General features: G+C 50.7%; 19 protein-coding genes and 1 riboswitch. All 19 genes read left to right on the top strand.

What is annotated here, in order from left to right; genetic code table 11:
• Nucleotides 1–175 precede the first annotated feature (175 nt).
• The 19 genes from ACRPK8_RS13815 (at nucleotide 176) to pcrA (ending at nucleotide 20,367) form a co-directional block, all read left to right on the top strand.
• The gene (locus tag ACRPK8_RS13815; RefSeq protein WP_029340738.1) at nucleotides 176–373 is read left to right on the top strand and encodes an NETI motif-containing protein; all 198 of its coding nucleotides are present in this window, start codon (nucleotides 176–178) and stop codon (nucleotides 371–373) included.
• A 208-nt stretch (nucleotides 374–581) separates the two neighbouring features.
• A riboswitch (purine riboswitch) is annotated at nucleotides 582–683 on the top strand.
• 89 nt (nucleotides 684–772) lie between these two features.
• Nucleotides 773–1,264, top strand: coding sequence for a 5-(carboxyamino)imidazole ribonucleotide mutase (gene purE / locus ACRPK8_RS13820; protein WP_058704939.1), 492 nt, complete (start codon nucleotides 773–775; stop codon nucleotides 1,262–1,264).
• Nucleotides 1,261–2,364, top strand: coding sequence for a 5-(carboxyamino)imidazole ribonucleotide synthase (purK, locus tag ACRPK8_RS13825; protein WP_432238675.1), 1,104 nt, complete (start codon nucleotides 1,261–1,263; stop codon nucleotides 2,362–2,364). Before purE ends, purK begins: the two co-directional genes overlap by 4 nt.
• On the top strand, nucleotides 2,361–3,656 hold the full coding sequence (gene purB / locus ACRPK8_RS13830; RefSeq protein WP_432238676.1) for an adenylosuccinate lyase: 1,296 nt from the start codon (nucleotides 2,361–2,363) through the stop codon (nucleotides 3,654–3,656). The genes purK and purB overlap by 4 nt, the downstream gene beginning before the upstream one ends.
• A gap of 59 nt (nucleotides 3,657–3,715) precedes the next feature.
• Nucleotides 3,716–4,423, top strand: coding sequence for a phosphoribosylaminoimidazolesuccinocarboxamide synthase (gene purC / locus ACRPK8_RS13835; RefSeq protein ID WP_432238677.1), 708 nt, complete (start codon nucleotides 3,716–3,718; stop codon nucleotides 4,421–4,423).
• The gene (gene purS, locus ACRPK8_RS13840) at nucleotides 4,420–4,668 is read left to right on the top strand and encodes a phosphoribosylformylglycinamidine synthase subunit PurS (RefSeq protein ID WP_023467069.1); all 249 of its coding nucleotides are present in this window, start codon (nucleotides 4,420–4,422) and stop codon (nucleotides 4,666–4,668) included. Before purC ends, purS begins: the two co-directional genes overlap by 4 nt.
• Complete coding sequence (gene purQ, locus ACRPK8_RS13845) at nucleotides 4,665–5,348, top strand: phosphoribosylformylglycinamidine synthase subunit PurQ (protein ID WP_053452344.1); 684 nt, start codon at nucleotides 4,665–4,667, stop codon at nucleotides 5,346–5,348. The genes purS and purQ overlap by 4 nt, the downstream gene beginning before the upstream one ends.
• Nucleotides 5,329–7,548 carry a phosphoribosylformylglycinamidine synthase subunit PurL gene (purL, locus tag ACRPK8_RS13850; protein WP_432238678.1) on the top strand — a complete coding sequence of 740 codons (2,220 nt, stop codon included), beginning with the start codon at nucleotides 5,329–5,331 and terminating at the stop codon, nucleotides 7,546–7,548. The genes purQ and purL overlap by 20 nt, the downstream gene beginning before the upstream one ends.
• Complete coding sequence (purF, locus tag ACRPK8_RS13855) at nucleotides 7,524–8,933, top strand: amidophosphoribosyltransferase (protein WP_214861329.1); 1,410 nt, start codon at nucleotides 7,524–7,526, stop codon at nucleotides 8,931–8,933. Before purL ends, purF begins: the two co-directional genes overlap by 25 nt.
• Before the next feature lie 16 nt (nucleotides 8,934–8,949).
• Nucleotides 8,950–9,984 carry a phosphoribosylformylglycinamidine cyclo-ligase gene (gene purM / locus ACRPK8_RS13860; RefSeq protein ID WP_035412289.1) on the top strand — a complete coding sequence of 345 codons (1,035 nt, stop codon included), beginning with the start codon at nucleotides 8,950–8,952 and terminating at the stop codon, nucleotides 9,982–9,984.
• On the top strand, nucleotides 9,981–10,556 hold the full coding sequence (gene purN, locus ACRPK8_RS13865) for a phosphoribosylglycinamide formyltransferase (protein WP_432238679.1): 576 nt from the start codon (nucleotides 9,981–9,983) through the stop codon (nucleotides 10,554–10,556). The genes purM and purN overlap by 4 nt, the downstream gene beginning before the upstream one ends.
• Entirely contained in the window at nucleotides 10,553–12,073 is a 1,521-nt protein-coding gene (gene purH / locus ACRPK8_RS13870; protein ID WP_035412295.1) for a bifunctional phosphoribosylaminoimidazolecarboxamide formyltransferase/IMP cyclohydrolase, read from the top strand. Before purN ends, purH begins: the two co-directional genes overlap by 4 nt.
• A gap of 15 nt (nucleotides 12,074–12,088) precedes the next feature.
• Nucleotides 12,089–13,351 carry a phosphoribosylamine--glycine ligase gene (gene purD, locus ACRPK8_RS13875; protein WP_432238680.1) on the top strand — a complete coding sequence of 421 codons (1,263 nt, stop codon included), beginning with the start codon at nucleotides 12,089–12,091 and terminating at the stop codon, nucleotides 13,349–13,351.
• Nucleotides 13,352–13,561: 210 nt separating this feature from the next.
• On the top strand, nucleotides 13,562–15,301 hold the full coding sequence (locus ACRPK8_RS13880; protein WP_432238681.1) for an adenine deaminase C-terminal domain-containing protein: 1,740 nt from the start codon (nucleotides 13,562–13,564) through the stop codon (nucleotides 15,299–15,301).
• 68 nt (nucleotides 15,302–15,369) lie between these two features.
• The gene (locus ACRPK8_RS13885) at nucleotides 15,370–15,684 is read left to right on the top strand and encodes a YerC/YecD family TrpR-related protein (RefSeq protein WP_023467078.1); all 315 of its coding nucleotides are present in this window, start codon (nucleotides 15,370–15,372) and stop codon (nucleotides 15,682–15,684) included.
• A gap of 37 nt (nucleotides 15,685–15,721) precedes the next feature.
• Nucleotides 15,722–17,101, top strand: coding sequence for a TrkH family potassium uptake protein (locus ACRPK8_RS13890; RefSeq protein WP_432238682.1), 1,380 nt, complete (start codon nucleotides 15,722–15,724; stop codon nucleotides 17,099–17,101).
• 12 nt (nucleotides 17,102–17,113) lie between these two features.
• Complete coding sequence (locus ACRPK8_RS13895) at nucleotides 17,114–17,338, top strand: hypothetical protein (RefSeq protein WP_432238683.1); 225 nt, start codon at nucleotides 17,114–17,116, stop codon at nucleotides 17,336–17,338.
• Between the two features lie 62 nt (nucleotides 17,339–17,400).
• Nucleotides 17,401–18,096, top strand: a complete 696-nt coding sequence (locus ACRPK8_RS13900) for a heptaprenylglyceryl phosphate synthase (protein ID WP_432238684.1) — start codon at nucleotides 17,401–17,403, stop codon at nucleotides 18,094–18,096.
• Between the two features lie 45 nt (nucleotides 18,097–18,141).
• On the top strand, nucleotides 18,142–20,367 hold the full coding sequence (gene pcrA / locus ACRPK8_RS13905; protein WP_432238685.1) for a DNA helicase PcrA: 2,226 nt from the start codon (nucleotides 18,142–18,144) through the stop codon (nucleotides 20,365–20,367).
• Nucleotides 20,368–20,373 lie beyond the last annotated feature (6 nt).

The raw sequence follows: 20,373 nt of genomic DNA on the forward strand, positions 1-20,373 counted from the left end.
CGAACACGGAAGTTAAGCACTTGAACGCCGAAAGTAGTTGGGGGCTTCCCCCTGTGAGGATAGGACGTTGCCAGGCAAACGGTGGTTCTGGAGCATACGCTCAAGGGCCGCCGCTTTTTTGTGTCTTTTTGTAGAAAGACATGCATCCACTTTAATGAAGGGACTGAACAGGGATATGGCGAAAAAAACGAAACTACGCGTAGCCGTCGAAGAGAACGAGACGATTGGTGCTTGTCTGGATCGTATCGATGCCATGGGATACCGCCCGACGGTCCGACGAGAAGAGCCGATCTTTGGATTAGACGCGAATGGCGAACCATATCCAATTCGTCAGCAAATCGTCTTCGATTGCAAAGTGAAAGAAAGCGAATAACTCCTCAAGCATCGTCCGATTCATTCGGACGATGCTTTTTTTTTATACTTCATTTCATTTAATGCCTCCCAAGAAATAAACTCCGAATGGACACTAAATGAAATCAGAAAAACACCTTTTAAAACCGAACGATAAATTTTCAGAAAATTAAATTGTTCGCCTTTGGTTGACGCCTTGGGATGGACTTGTTAAGATGAAGTCGTGACAGGATGATTGAATATAAACACCTCGTATAATAGCAGGGATATGGCTTGCAAGTTTCTACCCAACGACCCTAAATCGTTGGACTATGGGGTATATGGATGTTCGTCGATATTTCTTTGGCGTACCTTTTTATACCCTAAGCCACCCTTTTAGCCGTGGTTTGGGCTTTTTTTATGCATAAAGGAGGAAACAGCGATGGGAAATGTAGAAGTCGGCGTCATCATGGGAAGTCAATCGGATTGGGAAACGATGAAACATACATGCGATGTGTTGGAGCAACTTGAGATTCCTTACGAAAAGAAAGTCGTTTCCGCACACCGGACACCGGATCTGATGTTTCGTTATGCTGAATCAGCACGTGAACGAGGACTGAAGGTCATCATTGCCGGTGCAGGCGGTGCTGCTCATCTACCGGGCATGGTCGCCGCTAAAACGACATTGCCCGTCATCGGTGTTCCTGTGAAGAGTAGAGCGCTCCAAGGAATTGATTCCTTGCTCTCAATCGTTCAAATGCCAGGTGGTGTACCGGTCGCAACGGTTGCCATCGGAGAAGCAGGTGCAAAAAACGCCGGATTACTAGCTGCTCAAATTCTTTCGATTCAAGATGAACGACTTGCCCGCAAGCTCGATCATATGCGAGTCGAACTAGAAGGAGACGTCATTGCATCTGGAGGAAACCTGTTATGAAACGAATCGGGATACTAGGTGGCGGTCAACTTGGTCGGATGATGGCACTGTCCGCCCGTGAGATGGGTTTTGAGATTCTGACACTCGACCCAACGGACAACGCACCATGTGCGCAAGTGGCGGACCAACATATTCAAGCTCCCTTTACGGATGTCGAGGCAGCCAAACAGCTCGCAGCTGAATCAGATGTCGTCACCTACGAATTCGAGAACATCTCGACGGAAGTCGCTGAAGCAATCGGAACAAAACTGATTCATGGAACAGATCTTCTTTTTCAAACGCAACACCGGGTACGCGAAAAAGAGATGATTGAACGCATCGGACACTCCGTCGCTCCTTATTACTCGGTAACACGTCCTTCTGACTTAGAGGAAGCAAAGCAACGACTCGGGTTACCGTTCGTCTTGAAGACGGCACGATTCGGCTATGACGGAAAAGGACAGACCGTCATTCGGACAGAAGAACAGTTTCAAGCGGCAATCGAACGATTCGAACCGACAGAGTATGTCGCGGAACAATGGTTACCGTTTGATCAGGAAATTTCCGTCATCGTCACTCGAAGCGCAACAGAGACTCATGTCTTCCCGGTCAGTGAGAACATACATCGAGAAAACATTTTGCATCTATCGATCGTACCGGCACGGATTTCTGAATCGCTCGAACAAGAAGCGATTGCGCTCGCCGAATCGATCGCGGATGCCGTCGGGTTAATCGGTACACTAGCAATCGAGCTGTTCGTCGTTGGTTCTCGACTAATCGTCAATGAACTAGCACCACGACCACACAATTCGGGTCACTATTCGATCGATGCTTGTGAAACATCCCAATTCGAGCAACATATCCGTGCCATCAGTGGTCTCCCACTCGGTGATACCCGTCTGACGACACCGGTCGTCATGGCGAACATCCTGGGTCAGCATGTCACAGCATTATACGAGGAACTGCCGAGACTAAACGCTCGGACGAAAGTTCACTTATATGGAAAAGCAGAAGCCAAGACAGGGCGCAAGATGGGGCATTTAAACATTCTTGCGGACACTGTCGACGATGCTTTGGCAGAAGTCGAACGCCTGTCGATATGGAAGGAGACAGTTCAATGATCGAACGGTATACACGTCCTGAGATGAAAGCGATCTGGACCGAACAAAACAAATTTGAGGCTTGGTTAAAAGTCGAGATTCTTGCATGTGAAGCATGGAGTGAACTAGGTGTCATCCCGAAAGAGGACGTTCAGTTGCTTTGGGACAATGCCTCTTTTGATGTCAACCGCATCCTTGAGATCGAGCAAGAGACACGTCATGATGTCATCGCCTTCACGCGTGCTGTCTCTGAGACACTTGGAGAAGAACGTAAATGGGTCCATTACGGACTCACGTCAACGGACGTCGTCGATACAGCACTCTCGTATCTGTTGAAGCAAGCAAATGACATTCTCGCTGCAGATCTCGATCGATTCATCGACATCTTAAAAGTCAAAGCGAACGAACATAAATATACGGTCATGATGGGACGCACACATGGCGTACATGCAGAGCCGACGACGTTCGGTCTGAAACTAGCGCTTTGGTATGAAGAGATGAAACGAAACAAAGTCCGTTTCGAAGCAGCACGTGAGACGGTCGAATACGGCAAGATGTCAGGTGCCGTCGGAACATTCGCGAACATCGACCCATTCATTGAAAAGTATGTCTGCGAAAAGTTAGGAACAAAGCCGGCTCCGGTCTCAACGCAAACGTTACAACGTGATCGTCATGCACACTATATGTCGACGATTGCTCTGATCGCGACATCGATCGAAAAGATGGCAACGGAAATCCGGGGTCTGCAAAAGACGGAGACACGTGAAGTCGAAGAATTCTTCGCTAAAGGTCAAAAAGGATCATCGGCGATGCCGCACAAGCGGAATCCAATCGGTTCAGAGAACATGACAGGTCTTGCCCGAGTCATCCGTGGACACATGGTGACGGCGTACGAGAACGTCTCACTCTGGCACGAACGGGATATCTCGCATTCTTCGGCAGAACGCATCATTCTTCCCGATGCGACAGGACTACTCAACTATATGTTGAACCGTTTCGGAAACATCGTGAAGAACTTGACGGTCTTCCCGGACAACATGAAGCGGAACATGGACCGGACGTTCGGGGTCATCTTCTCGGGACATGTCTTACTCGCTTTAATCGAAAAAGGCTGGTCGCGTGAATCGGCGTATGATTTCGTTCAACCGCGTGCGATGCAGGCGTGGGAAGAACAAATCATGTTCCGTGACTTATTGTGGCAAGAAGAAGAGATTCAACAGCTTTTCACAGAAGAAGAGCTTGATGCGTGTTTCGATCCGACGTACCATACGAGTCGCGTCGATGAAATCTTTGAACGGTGTGGCTTGAACTAATCAACCTGAGACGGGGCACATGCCCCGTCTACATCTTAGGATCATGGGGGACGAAAGCGATGCAACCACTTTATGAAGGAAAAGCAAAACGATTGTACACGACGCAGGAGCAGGATGTGCTCCGGATCGTCTATAAAGACGAAGCCACGGCATTCAACGGCGAGAAAAAAGAAGTCTTTGCTGGAAAAGGCGAATTAAACAACCGATTGACGAGTCATTTTTTTGAAATCCTCGAACAAGCGGGCATTCCGACACATTTCATTGAACGTGTCTCGGAGCGCGAACAGCTCGTACGTCGTGTCACTATCATTCCACTCGAAGTCGTCGTCCGAAACGTCGTCGCGGGGAGCTTGAGTAAACGGCTCGGTATCGAAGAAGGTACGGTGCTCGAAACACCAATCGTTGAGTTCTACTATAAAGATGATACGTTAGGCGATCCGCTCGTCACCTCATCACACATCAATTTACTGAAGATTGCGACTTCAAAAGAGCTAGAAGAGCTGTCGGATAAAGCACTTCGCGTGAATGAAGTACTCCAACCTTACTTCCGTCAGAACGGAATCACGTTGATTGATTTTAAACTGGAATACGGCAAGACGGCAGACGGAACGATTTTACTGGCTGATGAGATTTCACCCGATACATGCCGGCTGTGGGATCAGGCGACAGGAGAACATCTCGATAAAGATGTCTTCCGTCGTAATATCGGTTCACTGACAGAGACTTACCAAACACTATTCAATCGCCTAGGGGGAAACACACAATGAAAAAAGTCATCGTATCGATCGCATTACGGGAAAGCATTTTAGATCCACAAGGAGTTGCTGTAAAAGGCGGATTGCAACAGCTTGGTTTTACGGGTGTCGAGAGTGTCCGAATCGGAAAACAGATTGAACTGCTCGTTGAAACGGAAACGACAGAAGCGATGATTCATGAGATGTGTCAAAAACTACTCGTCAACACAGTGATGGAAGACTACCAGATTACGATCGAAGAGGTGACGCCAGCATGAAGTTCGCGGTCATCGTCTTTCCGGGATCGAACTGTGATTTAGATATGTACCATGCGGTCAAGGATGCGCTCGGAGAAGAAGCGGAATATGTCTTCCATACCGAAACATCACTTGAAGGCTACGACGGCGTCCTACTGCCGGGCGGATTCTCTTACGGAGATTACCTTCGTTGCGGCGCGATCGCGCGCTTCTCACCAATCATGGAAGAAGTCAAACGCTTCGCGGCAGAAGGGAAAACAGTCCTCGGAGTGTGTAATGGATTCCAGATTCTTGTCGAAGCGGGACTCTTACCAGGTGTCTTGCATCGAAACAACGGTCTGAAGTTCATGTGCCGGACGGTTGAACTAAAGGTTGAGAATACGAAGACACGGTTTACGTCGGATTATACGCCAGGCGAGACGATCTCGATTCCGATCGCGCACGGTGAAGGAAACTACTACTGCGACGATGCGACTTACGCGATGCTGCAAACAAACGGGCAAATCGCCTTCACATATGTCGATAACCCGAACGGCTCGCGCGGTGATATCGCCGGGATCACGAACAAAGCCGGCAACGTTCTCGGGATGATGCCACACCCGGAACGAGCGGTCGAACTCTTGACCGGCGGAACAGATGGACTAAAACTCTTTACTTCACTCGTCAAACAGGGGGCACATCATGCTAAAACAACAGTCTGAACCAACACCAGAATTGATTCAAGAGCAACGCGTCTATGCCACGATGGGCTTAAGTGATACAGAGTACCAGATGGTCGTCGATTTACTCGGACGCCAACCGAACTACACGGAAACGGGATTGTTCTCAGTCATGTGGTCCGAGCATTGTTCGTACAAAACGTCAAAACCTGTCCTCCGTCAATTCCCGACGACTGGACCACGTGTCTTGCAGGGTCCGGGGGAAGGAGCAGGTGTCGTTGATATTGGCGATGAGCAGGCTGTCGTTTTTAAGATTGAAAGCCACAATCACCCATCAGCCGTTGAACCGTACCAAGGCGCTGCGACAGGCGTCGGCGGAATCATTCGCGACATCTTCTCGATGGGTGCACGTCCGGTCGCGCTCATGAACTCGCTCCGTTTCGGTCATCTTGGTACACCGCGTGTCAATCAACTGTTCGAACAAGTCGTCGCCGGAATCGCCGGTTACGGTAACTGTGTCGGGATCCCGACAATTGGTGGAGAGATTGGATTTGATCGTTCGTATGAAGGCAATCCACTCGTCAACGCGATGTGTATCGGTCTGATCAACCATGCCGATATTCAAAAAGGTCAGGCAAAAGGTGTCGGGAACTCAGTCATGTACGTCGGTGCAGCTACTGGGCGCGATGGTATTCATGGTGCGACGTTCGCCTCGGAAGATCTCGGAGAAGATACGGAAGCAAAACGTCCAGCTGTTCAAGTCGGTGATCCATTCATGGAGAAGCTATTGATTGAAGCTTGTCTTGAGATCGTTGGTCATCCAGCATTGGTCGGGATGCAGGATATGGGCGCTGCTGGACTAACATCTTCTTCAGCAGAGATGGCTTCAAAAGCAGGCATGGGCATCGAGATGCACCTCGATGACGTCCCGCAACGGGAGACAGGGATGACAGCATACGAAATGATGCTCTCAGAATCACAAGAGCGAATGTTACTCGTCGTCAAACGGGGGCGCGAAGCAGAGATTGAAGCAATCGTCAGCAAATGGGGGCTCCATGCCGTTCACGTCGGAGAAGTCATTGAAGAGAAAGTCTTACGGTTGATCCATCATGGGGATATCGTGGCGGAAGTTCCGGTTGACGCGTTAGCGGAAGAAGCACCAGTTTATGAAAAACCATCTCGCGTTCCTGCTTATTATGAAGAATTTCAAGCGATGGAAGAGACGCTTCCAGTCGTCGAGGACGTTGTTGAGACATGGCGAGCACTACTCCGTCAGCCGACGATCGCTTCAAAACGCTGGGTCTACGATCAGTACGATCATATGGTCCAGACATCGACGGTCGTCGCACCGGGATCAGATGCAGCCGTCATCCGTGTCCGCGGTACGAACAAGGCACTCGCCATGACGACCGACTGCAACAGCCGCTTCGTCTACTTGGACCCATACGTCGGTGGACAGATTGCCGTTGCAGAAGCAGCCCGTAATATCGTCGCGAGTGGGGCGACACCACTCGCCATCACGGATTGTCTGAACTTCGGAAATCCGGATAAACCAGAAGGCTTCTGGCAGTTGCAACAAGCAACAGCTGGTATGGCAGAAGCATGTCGTGTCCTTGAGACACCTGTTATCGGTGGAAATGTCTCGCTCTACAATGAGTCAGCTGGTCAAGCGGTTCACCCGACACCGGTCGTCGGAATGGTTGGCTTACACGAGCAAACGGAATGGATCACAACGCAACACGTCAAACAAGCAGGTGACCAGATCTATCTGTTAGGCAAAACGACAGCCGAGTTTGGTGGCAGTGAGCTTCAATATATGCAATTCGGTAAATCGTTCGGTCGCGCACCACAGATCGATTTAGCCGTCGAACACGCACGCTTACAATTGTTACAGCAGGCAGTACAAGCAGGTGAAGTCAATGCGATGCATGATGTATCAGAAGGTGGTCTCGCAATCGCCCTCGCTGAGATGACGTTTGGAACGAACTTTGGGTTGACGGTTCAGTTTGATGGACCAACGTTACATCTGTTCAGTGAATCGCAATCACGTTTCGTCGTCACTGTGCCACAAACGCACGTTGCAGCATTCGAACAACGGACCGGTGCTCAATCGATCGGTGTCGTCACGAACGATGAGCTTCTTGTCATCGAAACGGCAGAGACGCGGATCGAAGCAGACCGTTCGACCTTACAGGGAGACTGGGAAGGAGCAATCGCGTGTTATATGACATCAAAGGACTAAATGAGGAGTGTGGCGTCTTCGGGATCTTCGGACAACCGAATGCAGCGCAACTCGCTTACTACGGCTTGCATAGTTTGCAACATCGGGGACAGGAAGGGGCAGGCATCGTCACGAGTGACGGTGACGACCTCTTCCCGCACCGCGGGCAAGGACTCGTAACGGAAGTCTTTTCGGAAGAGACACTGACGAATCTGAAAGGACATCATGCAATCGGACATGTCCGGTATTCGACAGCAGGAGGAAACACGCTTGAGAATACCCAACCGCTGCATTTCAAATCGCGGACGGGAGATCTCGCCCTCGCACATAACGGAAACCTCGTCAACGCCGATTCACTGAAGCACCTGTTAGAAGCAGAGGGTGCCATCTTTCAGACGACGAGTGATACGGAAGTCGTCGCCCATCTCGTTAAACGCAGTAAGCTCGAGACACTCGAAGACCGGATTGCTGACAGTCTCGCGCGTCTCGTCGGGGCATTCGCTTTTCTTTTCTTAACGGAAGACACGTTATTCGTGGCGGTTGATCCACACGGGTTGCGTCCACTGTCACTCGGGAAGACACCGGACGGCGGCATCGTATTCGCGTCAGAGACATGTGCCTTTGATATCGTCGGCGCGGAGTTCATTCGTGATATCGAGCCAGGGGAGCTCGTAACGATCACAGAACACGGCATGTCGTCTCGTCAATACATGGAACCACGTGAACGGGCGATGTGTTCGATGGAATACATCTACTTCTCACGTCCGGATTCAATCATTGATGGCGTCAACGTCCATACAGCTCGCAAAGCACTTGGGAAAAAGATGTATGAAGAAGCACCGGTCGAAGCAGACGTCGTTACCGGAGTGCCGGATTCAAGTATTTCGGCAGCGATCGGTTACGCGGAAGCGAGTGGTATTCCATATGAAATGGGATTGATCAAGAATCGGTATGTCGGACGGACGTTCATCCAGCCGTCACAAGAGTTACGGGAACGTGGGGTCAAAATGAAGTTGTCTGCGTTACGCGGTGTCGTACAAGGAAAGCGTGTCATCATGGTCGATGATTCAATCGTCCGGGGAACGACGAGTCGTCGTATCGTCGGTTTGTTACGGGAAGCGGGTGCGACGGAAGTCCACGTCCGCATCACGGCACCACCGATTACGAATCCATGTTATTACGGGATTGATACTTCATCGAAGGAAGAACTGATTTCTGCCCGGTTGATGCCGGAAGAAATCCGTCAGGAAATCGGTGCGGATTCACTTGAATTCTTGACTGTACCGGGCATGGTCGATGCCATCGATCGCCCGTTCGATGGACCGTTAAAAGGACAATGTACCGCTTGCTTCACAGGAGAGTATCCGACACCGCTCGGTTCGCTCGAGTTAGAAGCTAAACTTTGATAGATGGGGGAAGAACATGAGCAAACATTACGAAGCAGCAGGTGTGAGTCTGACAGCAGGATATGAGTCCGTCACCCGAATGAAAAAACACGTCGCCCGTTCGATGCGCAAAGAAGTATTGACGGGACTCGGTAGCTTTGGTGCGATGTTCGACCTCAGCCAATTGCAGTTGAAAGAACCGGTCCTCGTCAGTGGGACAGACGGGGTCGGTACGAAACTCAAGCTTGCCTTCGCACTCGAACAACACGATACGATCGGAATCGACTGTGTTGCGATGTGTGTGAACGATATCATCGTCCAAGGTGCAGAACCGCTTTATTTTCTCGACTACATCGCGCTCGGTCAGGCGATTCCAGCGAAGATCGAACGGATCGTCGCCGGTGTTGCTGAAGGATGTGTCCAAGCGGGCTGTACGTTGATTGGTGGTGAGACGGCAGAAATGCCAGGGATGTATGCGGATGGCGAATACGACATCGCTGGTTTTGCCGTCGGTGCCGTTGAGAAGCAAAAATTGATTACCGGTGACAAGGTCGCAGCAGGCGATGTCATTCTCGGTCTTGCTTCGTCCGGTGTCCATTCGAACGGCTTTTCACTTGTCCGTAAAATTGTCGCCGAGAGTGGTCTTAGCTACGAAGATGAAGTCATGATGCTCGGTCATACACTTGGTAATGCGCTCCTCATGCCAACACGTATCTACGTCGAAGCGGTCAAAGCTGCCCTTGAGACGGAAAAGATTCAAGCGATGGTCCATATTACGGGTGGTGGTTTCTACGAGAACGTACCACGCGTCTTGCCAGAAGGTCTTGGCGCATCGTTCGACCCGAAAAAGTGGCCGACGTTACCAGTCTTCGACTGGCTCGAGCAAGCGGGTGATTTGCCACGACATGATATGTATAATGTCTTCAATATGGGCATTGGTTTCATGTTGATCGTCAAACCGGAAGATGTCGCGGAAGTGACAGCACGCCTCGCTCGTGAAAATGAGACGGCGTACGTGATTGGTCACGTGACCGATCAAGAAGGTGTCCGGATTCAAGGAGTCGACGCATGAAGATCGCCTGTTTTGCATCAGGAAGCGGTAGTAATGTCGAAGCACTTTTTGAAGCAATCGAGGCAGGAGCGTTACATGCCTCGATCGAACTAATCGTCTGCGATCAACCGGACGCAGGAGTCATCGAGCGAGCGAAACGACGCGGATGTGACGTCTTCGTCTTTCGGGCGAAGGACTATCCGGATAAACCGAGCTTTGAGCGGGAGATCATCGCTCGTCTTGAAGCAAAAGGTGTTGAACGGATCATCCTTGCCGGGTACATGCGTTTGATCGGGGAAGAGTTGCTCGGACGATACGCAGGGCGAATTGTCAACATTCATCCGTCGCTGCTTCCGGCGTTCCCGGGAAAAGATGCGATCGGACAAGCGTTTCGTGGCGGAGTTAAAATCACAGGTGTTACAATTCATATAGTCGATGAAGGCATGGACACAGGACCGATCATGGCTCAAGAAGCCGTTCGGATTACAGAAGAGATGACGCGTGAAACGTTGCAACAAGCGATTCAGCGTGTCGAACATAGACTGTATCCGCAAGTCATCGAAGAGTGGATGAAAGAGGAGGCAAACGTATGAGAGCGTTAATTAGTGTGTCGGATAAAACAGGGATCGTCGAACTAGGACGAGCGTTTCATGAAGCAGGGATCGAGCTTGTCTCGACAGGCGGAACACATCAAGCATTAGAGGAAGCTGGGCTTCCGGTCATTGGTATCAGTGAAGTCACACAATTCCCAGAGATGCTTGATGGACGTGTCAAGACACTTCATCCGATGGTCCACGGTGGACTACTTGGTCGTCGTGATCTTGAATCCCATCGCGAACAGATGGCTGCGCAACAGATTCAACCAATTGATTTCGTCGTCGTCAATTTGTATCCGTTCAAGCAGACAGTTTTACAAGAAGACGTTGCGTATGCGGATGCGATTGAGAACATCGATATCGGTGGTCCAAGCATGTTGCGATCTGCAGCGAAGAACCACGCGGCTGTGACGGTCGTCGTCGATCCAGCTGATTACGAAACAGTCGTTGCTGAGGTTCGTGAAGGTGGAACAACGTTTGAGACACGCCAACGTCTTGCAGCGAAAGCTTTCCGTCATACAGCGGCGTACGATGCGTTGATCGCGGATTATTTCTTGACACAAACAGGCGAGAAGTTCCCGGACCAGTTGACGATCACGCTTGAGAAAGTCCAGGATCTCCGTTACGGAGAAAATCCACACCAAGAAGCAGCCTTTTATAAAACACCGATTTACCGTGGGGCTTCCCTCGCTTCAGCGAAACAGTTACACGGTAAAGAGTTGTCGTATAACAACATTCAAGATGCGAACGCCGCACTCGAAATTCTCGACGAGTTTCGTGAAGCAGCAGCCGTCGTCGTCAAACACATGAACCCATGTGGTGTTGCCGTCGGTCCAACGATCGGAGAGGCATTCCGCCGCGCTCATGCAGCCGATCCGGTTTCAATTTTCGGAGGCATCGTCGCCTTGAACCGTGAAGTCGACCTAGAGACAGCAGAACAACTAAGCGGTATCTTCCTTGAGATCATCATTGCCCCGTCCTTCACGGAAGAAGCCTTCGCCTTATTGTCAGCGAAAAAGAACATTCGTCTGCTTGAACTCGACGTCAAACGTGTCCAAGCGATCCGCTATACAGCAGTTGCCGGCGGTATGCTCGTCCAAGACAGTGACGATGAGACATTAGATGATGCAGCAGCACGTGTCGTGACAGACCGCAAACCGACAGCAGCGGAATGGGAAGACTTGAAACTCGCATGGCGCGCTGTCAAACACGTCAAGTCGAATGCGATCGTTCTTGCAAAAGACGAAGTAACCGTCGGTGTCGGTGCAGGACAGATGAACCGTGTTGGTTCAGCGAACATTGCAATCACGCAAGCTGGAGAAAAAGCGATCGGCGCGTCCCTTGCTTCCGATGCCTTCTTCCCAATGGGCGATACGGTCGAAGCGGCAGCAGCAGCTGGCATTACAGCAATCATTCAACCAGGCGGCTCGATTCGCGATCAAGAGTCGATTGATGCGTGTAACCAACACGGCATCACGATGGTCTTTACGAACGTTCGACATTTCAAACACTAAGCGGAGGCGATTTGAATGAAGGTATTGGTGATTGGTAAAGGAGGGCGTGAACACGCGCTCGTCTGGAAGCTGGCACAGGATGAACGGATCGAGACAGTGTATGCTGCGCCCGGAAATGCCGGGATGACACAAGCCACATGTGTTCCGATCGCCGAAGATGCCATCGATGAACTCGTAACGTTCGCACAAGACGAACAGATTGATTGGACAATCGTTGGACCAGAAGGACCACTTGTTCTTGGAGTCGTTAACGCCTTTCAGGCAGCGGGACTGCAGATCTTTGGTCCGACACGGGAAGCAGCGGCAATCGAGGGAAGTAAGCAGTTCGCGAAGGAATTGATGGCGCGTGCCGGTATTCCGACCGCTGCTCACGCCGTCTTTACTTCAGCAGCAGAGGCAGAAGCGTATGTTCGCAAAGCGGGTGCACCGATTGTCATTAAAGCCGACGGTCTCGCTGCCGGAAAAGGTGTCACGGTCGCAGAAACGATTGATCAGGCACTTGAAGCGATCCACGATACGTTTGCCGGGGAATACGGACAACAAAGCCGTGTCGTCATCGAAGAGTGTCTGGTCGGGGAAGAGTGTTCGTTGATGGCATTCGTTCACGAAGAGACCGTCATCCCAATGGTGTTATCACAAGATCATAAACGGGCGTTTGATGGTGACTTAGGTCCGAACACAGGAGGAATGGGGGCGTATTCTCCGCTTCCTCAGTGGGATGAGGCTGCGTTGACGACAGAAGCTGTTGAACGCATCATTCAGCCACTCGTCGATCAGATGGCTAGTGAAGGCATTCCGTTCACCGGTTTCCTCTATGCCGGTCTGATGCTGACGAAACAAGGACCATTCGTCATCGAGTTCAATGCCCGGTTCGGTGATCCGGAGACGGAAGTCATTCTTCCACGCTTAGAGACACCATTACTTGATGTCATCATGCCGCTGATGGACGGACAGATACCAGAAGTCGCTTGGACGGACCAAGCAGCTGTCGGTGTCGTCGTCGCAGCAAAAGGATATCCGGAAGCGCCTCAAACGGGACAAGCGATTCCACTTGATCAGATCGGGGACGGTCTTCTCGTCTTTCATGCCGGAACGGCAGAACGAGACGATCAACTTGTCTCAGCAGGTGGACGTGTTCTCGTTTGTGTCAGCCGTGCTGAGACAATCGAGCAAGCGGTCGAACAGGTCTATGCTAACTTACCAGACGTGACGGATCAGCCGTTCTTTTACCGGACCGATATCGCGCAAAAAGCCTTTCGTACCTCATACGAATCGTAATATCTGAACCAGACGTGCTCGAAAGAGTTGCGTCTGGTTTTTTGTTTTTTGGCGAAGTGCACGAAAAGATTTGTCTTCCATGGCGAATTTGTGTTATTTTGACCAAATGAATCCGGAACAGGGCAAAACTTCTTGAAACTTACTTAGCAACATTTTAGTATAAGAACTATAAGAAAGCGTTTTCAATAAAACAAAGGAGGTCGAGCTTTCGTGAAAAAAAATTGTGGAAGATCCCCTTGGACGAAATCTGAAGTACGGACACACCAAGCGGTCATCAGCGGAAAGCTTGCACCGACACTTGTCATACAGAATGCCACTTACCTGAATCATGGTGTCAAAGCCTGGCGGACGGCGAACATCTGGATTAGTGGCGACCGGATCGTCTATGTCGGTCCAGAGATGCCGGAACAAGCCGATGCGTACCATGACGCAACAGGTCAATATATCGTACCCGGTTACATTGAACCCCATGCCCATCCGTTCCAACTTTACAATCCAGCGAGTCTTGCGAAATTCGCGGCGGAGCGGGGAACATCGACGCTCGTCAACGACAACATGTTGCTATTATTAGAGCCGACGGAGCAAGCGTTTGCTCAAGTCGAGGCGCTAGCAGACTTACCGACCTCGATGTACTGGTGGGCACGACTCGACGCACAGACCGAGCTTGATGCCGACAGTATCTCAATCGATAATCGCCGGATTCAAGCGTGGCTCAAGCATCCACAAGTCATCCAAGCGGGTGAGTTGACGGGCTGGCCACGTCTCTCACAAGGAGACGATGAACTGCTTCACTGGATGCAGGATGCGATCAAACTCGGAAAACCGATCGAAGGTCATTTTCCTGGGGCTTCAGCGAAGACGCTGACGAAGATGGCGTTATACGGCGTAACGAGTGATCATGAAGCGATGACGGTCGAAGAGGCGATGACACGTCTTGAACTTGGTTATACGACGACGATTCGTTATTCATCGATTCGTCCGGATCTACCGGATATCTTTAAGGGGCTCGTCGAAGCAGGGTTGACGCAGTTCGATAAGGTACTCGTGACGACAGATGGTTCAACGCCGTCCTTCTATAAGGCGGGCATGATGGATGAGACGATCCGACTGATGCTTGAAGCGGGTATTCCCGTCGAAGAAGCGTACCGAATCGCGTCGTACAATGCAGCCCGTCATTTCAATCTCGATCATTTACTCGGAAGTATCGCACCAGGACGGATTGCCCATCTCAACTTCCTCGAAGCAAAAGATGCTCCGACACCAGTCGCCGTCCTTGCACGCGGCACTTGGGTCCGTCAAGCCGACATCCCTTGTTATCCGGCAGAAGCGCTCGATGCTGTCTATGCCCTCATGCCGCGCTCGGAAGTCCAGGTTTCCTTAACGGAACAGGATTTTTCATTTAGTATGCCGGTTGGTCTTGAGATGGTCAATTCCGTCATCATGAAACTCTATCAGGTCGAACACGATACGAGTGTGCCTGTGTTACCGGCAGGTTGTGATGAATCGTTTTTGATGTTACTCGACCGGGAAGGAAAGTGGCGCTTAAATACCGTTCTGAAGAACTTTGCGACAGAAGTCGGCGGTCTCGTCAGTTCGTATTCAATCAGCGGCGATATTCTGATGATCGGGAAGTCGAAACGAGACATGCAAGTCGCGTTTGATCGCATGAAAGCGTTCGGTGGCGGAATCGTTCTCGTCGAGGACGGGGAAGTCATCGCTGAAGTTCCGTTGACCTTGATGGGGCAGACATCAGATCTACCACTTGAGGATTTGATTACCCAAGAAACAGCGTTACGCGAAGCCTTGTTTGCCCGTGGATATGCGTTTGAAGATCCCGTCTATACACTGCTATTCCTGGCCTCGACCCACTTGCCGTACGTCCGGATCACACCGCAGGGAATATATGAAGTGCTTCGGAAAAAAGTCCTTTTCCCAGCGATTTTGCGATGACGCTTGAATTTTAAAACGTCGCGCTTTAAACTATTAAAGAGCAATTGAATGGGAAAGGGAGTCACAAGATGCAACTCGATAAATTGCGTGGAAAAGAATTAGATCAGTTATTTACGGCCATCATGAAGATGGATTCATTAGAAGATTGTTATACGTTGTTCGAAGACTTAGCGACTGTCAACGAAATCCAGGCGCTTGCACAACGGCTAGAAGTTGCGCGTCAACTTCGTGAAGGCAATACGTATCACAAAATCGAAAAAGCGACCGGCGCCTCGACGGCAACGATCTCGCGTGTCAAACGTTGCTTGAACTACGGTTCGGGCGGTTATGACCTGGCGCTTGCCCGCCTAGGTCTTATCGAGCAGGAAGTAGCGGATAACTAATGTTATCCGCTACTTCTGTGAAGGGGGGCGTACCGCATTGGATTTTGCGTTACAACATAAAATTCAACATTTCATCCGGAGGCTGACGCCCATCCAGTCGCTCGTCATCATTTACTTCGTCGCTGTCATCATCGGGATCATCATGCTCGGTCTGCCGTGGTCGACGAAAGGAAACTATGACTGGGATTTCACGGACCTCGTCTTCATGGCGGTCAGTTGTGTCAGTGTGACCGGTTTGACGACGGTGTCGGTGTCGGATACGTTCACGACGTTCGGCTACTTCATGATCATGATTTTAGTGCAAGTCAGCGGGATTGGTTTGATGTCTCTTCATATCGCGATGTGGGTCATTCTCGGAAAACGGATCGGTTTTCGGGAACGTCAACTCGTTGTTCGAGATCAGAACCAGACGACGATGCAAGGGGTCGTCAAATACATCCGGGAAGTCATCCTGATCATCGTCTCGATTGAATTGATCGGGGCATTGATTCTCGGTCTGTATTACACGAAATATTTTCCGACTCTTGGTGAAGCGATGCTTCAAGGATTATTCGGGTCGGTCAGTGCGACGACGAATGCCGGTTTTGATATAACGGGTGAATCACTCCTGCCGTTTCGGGGAGACCTGTTCGTCGTCTTCATGCAAATACTGTTACTGACACTCGGCGCAATCGGCTTTCCGGTACTCGTCGAAGTCCGGCGCTATATCTCGTACCGGGCGACGCGCCAAGCGACGCGTCAGCCGTACCACTTTTCACTGTTTACGAAATTGACGGCGTCGACGTTCTTGATTCTTGTCCTGTTCGGAACGGCATCGTTGTTGTTGTTCGAATGGAATCAATCGTTTAAGGGACTACCGGTCAATGAGAAAATCGTTGACGCCTTGTTCCAATCCGTCACGACGCGAAACGGTGGATTGACGACCGTCGACATCACCTCCTTCTCGCAGGCATCGATTTTCGTCTTATCGCTCTTGATGTTCATTGGGGCGTCACCGTCTTCGGTCGGTGGGGGGATTCGGACGACGACGTTTGCCGTCGCTATCTTGAGTGTTGTTGCCTTTATTCGCGGTGAATACGGCATTAAAATTTTCGGTCGTGAAATCGGACAATCGGATATTTGGAAAGCATTCGTCGTCATCGTCGTCTCGACCGGTGTGACGATGATCGGTCTGATCGTGCTGCTACTCGTTGAGGATGCGCCGTTCCTGGTGCTGTTTTTTGAGGCGTGTTCAGCGTTCGGAACGACCGGTCTATCACTTGGTATCACGGATCAGTTATCGGATGTCGGCAAATGGACCTTGTCCATTTTGATGTTCATCGGTCGAATCGGTGTCATCTCGTTCGTTCTTCTCCTGAAGGCGAACCAACCGAAACGAAACTATAACTATCCGAAGGAATCCGTCATCATCGGATAAGGAGGCTCTTTTATGAAACGTGCCTTTTGGATCAACTTCGCCTATATTTTTGCAGTTCCTGTCCTGCCATTTTTAGCAATCGTCAATGGTCGGGCACTCTGTTCGCCGGATTCACCGTTGCTCGACGTCCCGGTCCTCGGTTTCTTTTTAGCTGAACCATGGGCGTTCGTGCCGGTGTATGCCGTTTTTGCTTTGGTGCTTGCGTCGCTCTTGACGAAGCGACGGACACAAGCATGACCATCCCGCCCTGCGCGAGATGGTTTTTTGTTTTATACTGAATGTGGAATGAGAAAGAGAGGATGGGACGAACTGTGTTATTACCTTTTAATGAGTGGCGACACGTCTTTAAACTAGATCCTGCAAAACCAATCGATGATGCGAGCCTGCAGGCAATCGCAACATCCGGGACGGATGCGATTCTCGTCGGTGGAACGGATGATATCACCCTTGATGCGACGCTTGATCTTTTGATGCGGTTACGACGGTACCCGGTTGCAGTGGCACTTGAAATTTCAGAGCTTGAAGCCGCGACGATGGGGTTCGATACGTATTTGACACCAACGGTCCTGAATGCCGGGACGTTAGAGTATGTCGTTGAAAAACAGGTCGAAGCGTTAGAACAAGTCGGTCATATGCTGGCGCACGCTGATCTTGTCGGGGAAGGGTATATCGTCCTCAATCCTGATGCGAAAGTTGCGCACGTGACACAGGCAAAACCGTTAACGCTTGACGAGACCGTTGCCTATGCGCAGTTAGCGGACAGTGTCTTCCGTCTGCCGGTCGTGTATCTCGAATACAGCGGCATGTACGGGGAACCGGAACGAGTCGCAGCCGTGCGTGATGTCTTGAAGCAGGCACGCCTCTTTTACGGTGGTGGCATCGACTCCGAGGAGCGGGCACGTGAAATGTTACAGTATGCGGATACGGTCGTCGTCGGGAACGTCATTTATGAGGATTTAAAAGCAGCGCTTGCGACTGTCGCAGCGACACGATAAAATATAGGAACAAAAGTTCGGAATATAAGAAATGAGGCTATTGATATGTTTAATTTGAGTGAACAGCTCGTCAGCGGACTAAACCCCGAGCAAGCGAGAGCAGTCAAACATACGGACGGACCACTGCTGATCATGGCAGGAGCCGGTTCCGGGAAAACACGCGTCCTGACACACCGGGTCGCTTATTTGATGGCGGCTAAACAAGTCGCACCGTGGAATATCCTAGCGATTACGTTCACGAACAAGGCGGCGCGGGAAATGCGGGACCGGATCGGTCGCTTGGTCGGTGGCGTCGCAAATGATATTTGGGTTTCGACCTTCCACTCGATGTGTGTCCGGATGTTACGTCGCGATATCGATCAGCTGGGATACGATCGCAACTTCACGATTCTTGATTCGAGTGATCAGCAGTCGGCGATCAAACTCGTCTTGAAGGAGCAAAACTTAGATCCGAAAAAATGGGATCCGCGTTCGATGCTGACGATTATCTCGTCACAAAAGAATGAATTACGCAGTGCTGAATTCTACGCCTCGATCGTGACGAGCCCGTATGAGAAGACGGTTGCTGAAATCTATAAAGGATACGAAGCGGTCTTACGCCGGAATAACGCACTCGACTTTGATGATTTGATCGGGAAAACAACGGAACTATTTAAAAAGAGTCCGGATGTTCTTGCTTATTATCAGAAGAAATTCCGCTACATCCATGTCGATGAGTATCAAGATACGAACAAAGCCCAGTATGATCTCGTCAACCTGTTAGCTTCAGGGCATCAGAATCTCTGTGTCGTCGGGGACTCGGATCAGTCGATCTATCGCTGGCGTGGCGCTGACATCGCGAACATCCTCTCATTCGAAGAGGACTATCCGAATGCAGCCGTCATCTTACTTGAGCAAAACTACCGTTCTTCGAAACGGATTCTAGAGGCAGCGAACCATGTCATTCAAAACAACTCAACACGTAAAGATAAGAAACTCTGGACGGATAATGACGAAGGCGAGAAGCTGATCGTCCATACGGCGGACAATGAGCGCGAAGAAGCCTTTTACATCGTGCAGGAGATCCGGAACTCACTCCGCTACGGGATGAAACTGAGTGATATCGCGATTCTGTACCGGACGAACGCACAATCGCGTGCGATCGAGGAAACGTTGCTTAAATCAAATGTTCCCTATAAAATGATCGGCGGTACGAAGTTCTACGATCGTAAAGAGATCAAGGACGTCCTGGCGTATCTCCGTTTAATCTCGAATCCGGACGAAGACCTGTCCTTTGCGCGGATCGTCAACGAACCAAAACGCGGGATTGGTGCGACGACGATTGATAAGTTGCGTGATTTTGCTGACCTGCAGGGCGTGTCTCTGATGGAAGCAATCCGTGATATCGAATTGTCGAGCATCGCGCCGAAAACGGCAGCGAAATTGACGGATTTCCGGACGATGATTCTTGGACTCAGCCAGATGCAAGAATTCATCAGCATTTCGGAACTGGTTGAAGAAGTACTCGAAAAATCGGGTTACCGTCAAGTCCTGAAGGAAGATAAGACGCTGGAAGCACAGAGCCGTCTTGAGAACATCAACGAGTTCATTACCGTTGCGCAAAACTTCGAGAAGGAGACCGCAAAAGCCGATCCGGAAGACCGGACGATCATCGCCTTCCTGACCGACTTGACACTCGTCGCTGACGTCGACTCCCTCGATGAGACGGATCCGGAAGAACAGGTCACGTTGATGACGCTCCACTCAGCAAAAGGACTCGAGTTCCCGGTCGTCTTCTTGATCGGGATGGAGGAAGGATTGTTTCCGCATAGCCGGTCGCTTCAAGATGAAGACGAAATGGAAGAGGAACGCCGTCTCGCGTATGTCGGCATCACGCGTGCCGAGAAACGTCTTTACCTGTCACACGCGCGGATGCGCTCTCTGTACGGACGGACGAACGCGAACCAAGAATCACGGTTCTTAGCGGAGCTGCCGGAAGTCGTCATCGAGCGGACCGGTAAAAAAGCGAAGCCGCTTCCGTGGGAAGATCGTCCAGTTCCGCAAGGGAAAGCGGTCATCGGTCGTTCAATCAACAAACCGACGGCGATGAAGACGTCCGGTGCGGAAACGCTCGGTTGGTCGGTCGGCGATAAGGCGGAACATGGGAAATGGGGACTCGGCACCGTCGTTCAGACACGTGGTGAAGGGGATAATCTTGAAATCGACATTGCTTTCCCATCAGTCGGAATCAAACGACTCTTAGCGAAATTCGCACCGATTAAAAAGGTATGACGGGAG

It is taken from the genome of Exiguobacterium sp. TDN 0502 (assembly GCF_050846835.1).
Classification (GTDB): Bacteria; Bacillota; Bacilli; order Exiguobacteriales; family Exiguobacteriaceae; genus Exiguobacterium_A.

What these genes read in the sequence shown, in the direction of transcription:
- ACRPK8_RS13815 (WP_029340738.1), top strand. Translation starts at nt 176, where the DNA reads ATGGCGAAAAAAACGAAACTACGCGTAGCCGTCGAAGAGAACGAGACG.
- purE (WP_058704939.1), top strand. Translation starts at nt 773, where the DNA reads ATGGGAAATGTAGAAGTCGGCGTCATCATGGGAAGTCAATCGGATTGG.
- purK (WP_432238675.1), top strand. Translation starts at nt 1,261, where the DNA reads ATGAAACGAATCGGGATACTAGGTGGCGGTCAACTTGGTCGGATGATG.
- purB (WP_432238676.1), top strand. Translation starts at nt 2,361, where the DNA reads ATGATCGAACGGTATACACGTCCTGAGATGAAAGCGATCTGGACCGAA.
- purC (WP_432238677.1), top strand. Translation starts at nt 3,716, where the DNA reads ATGCAACCACTTTATGAAGGAAAAGCAAAACGATTGTACACGACGCAG.
- purS (WP_023467069.1), top strand. Translation starts at nt 4,420, where the DNA reads ATGAAAAAAGTCATCGTATCGATCGCATTACGGGAAAGCATTTTAGAT.
- purQ (WP_053452344.1), top strand. Translation starts at nt 4,665, where the DNA reads ATGAAGTTCGCGGTCATCGTCTTTCCGGGATCGAACTGTGATTTAGAT.
- purL (WP_432238678.1), top strand. Translation starts at nt 5,329, where the DNA reads ATGCTAAAACAACAGTCTGAACCAACACCAGAATTGATTCAAGAGCAA.
- purM (WP_035412289.1), top strand. Translation starts at nt 8,950, where the DNA reads ATGAGCAAACATTACGAAGCAGCAGGTGTGAGTCTGACAGCAGGATAT.
- purN (WP_432238679.1), top strand. Translation starts at nt 9,981, where the DNA reads ATGAAGATCGCCTGTTTTGCATCAGGAAGCGGTAGTAATGTCGAAGCA.
- purH (WP_035412295.1), top strand. Translation starts at nt 10,553, where the DNA reads ATGAGAGCGTTAATTAGTGTGTCGGATAAAACAGGGATCGTCGAACTA.
- purD (WP_432238680.1), top strand. Translation starts at nt 12,089, where the DNA reads ATGAAGGTATTGGTGATTGGTAAAGGAGGGCGTGAACACGCGCTCGTC.
- ACRPK8_RS13885 (WP_023467078.1), top strand. Translation starts at nt 15,370, where the DNA reads ATGCAACTCGATAAATTGCGTGGAAAAGAATTAGATCAGTTATTTACG.
- ACRPK8_RS13895 (WP_432238683.1), top strand. Translation starts at nt 17,114, where the DNA reads ATGAAACGTGCCTTTTGGATCAACTTCGCCTATATTTTTGCAGTTCCT.
- ACRPK8_RS13900 (WP_432238684.1), top strand. Translation starts at nt 17,401, where the DNA reads ATGGGACGAACTGTGTTATTACCTTTTAATGAGTGGCGACACGTCTTT.
- pcrA (WP_432238685.1), top strand. Translation starts at nt 18,142, where the DNA reads ATGTTTAATTTGAGTGAACAGCTCGTCAGCGGACTAAACCCCGAGCAA.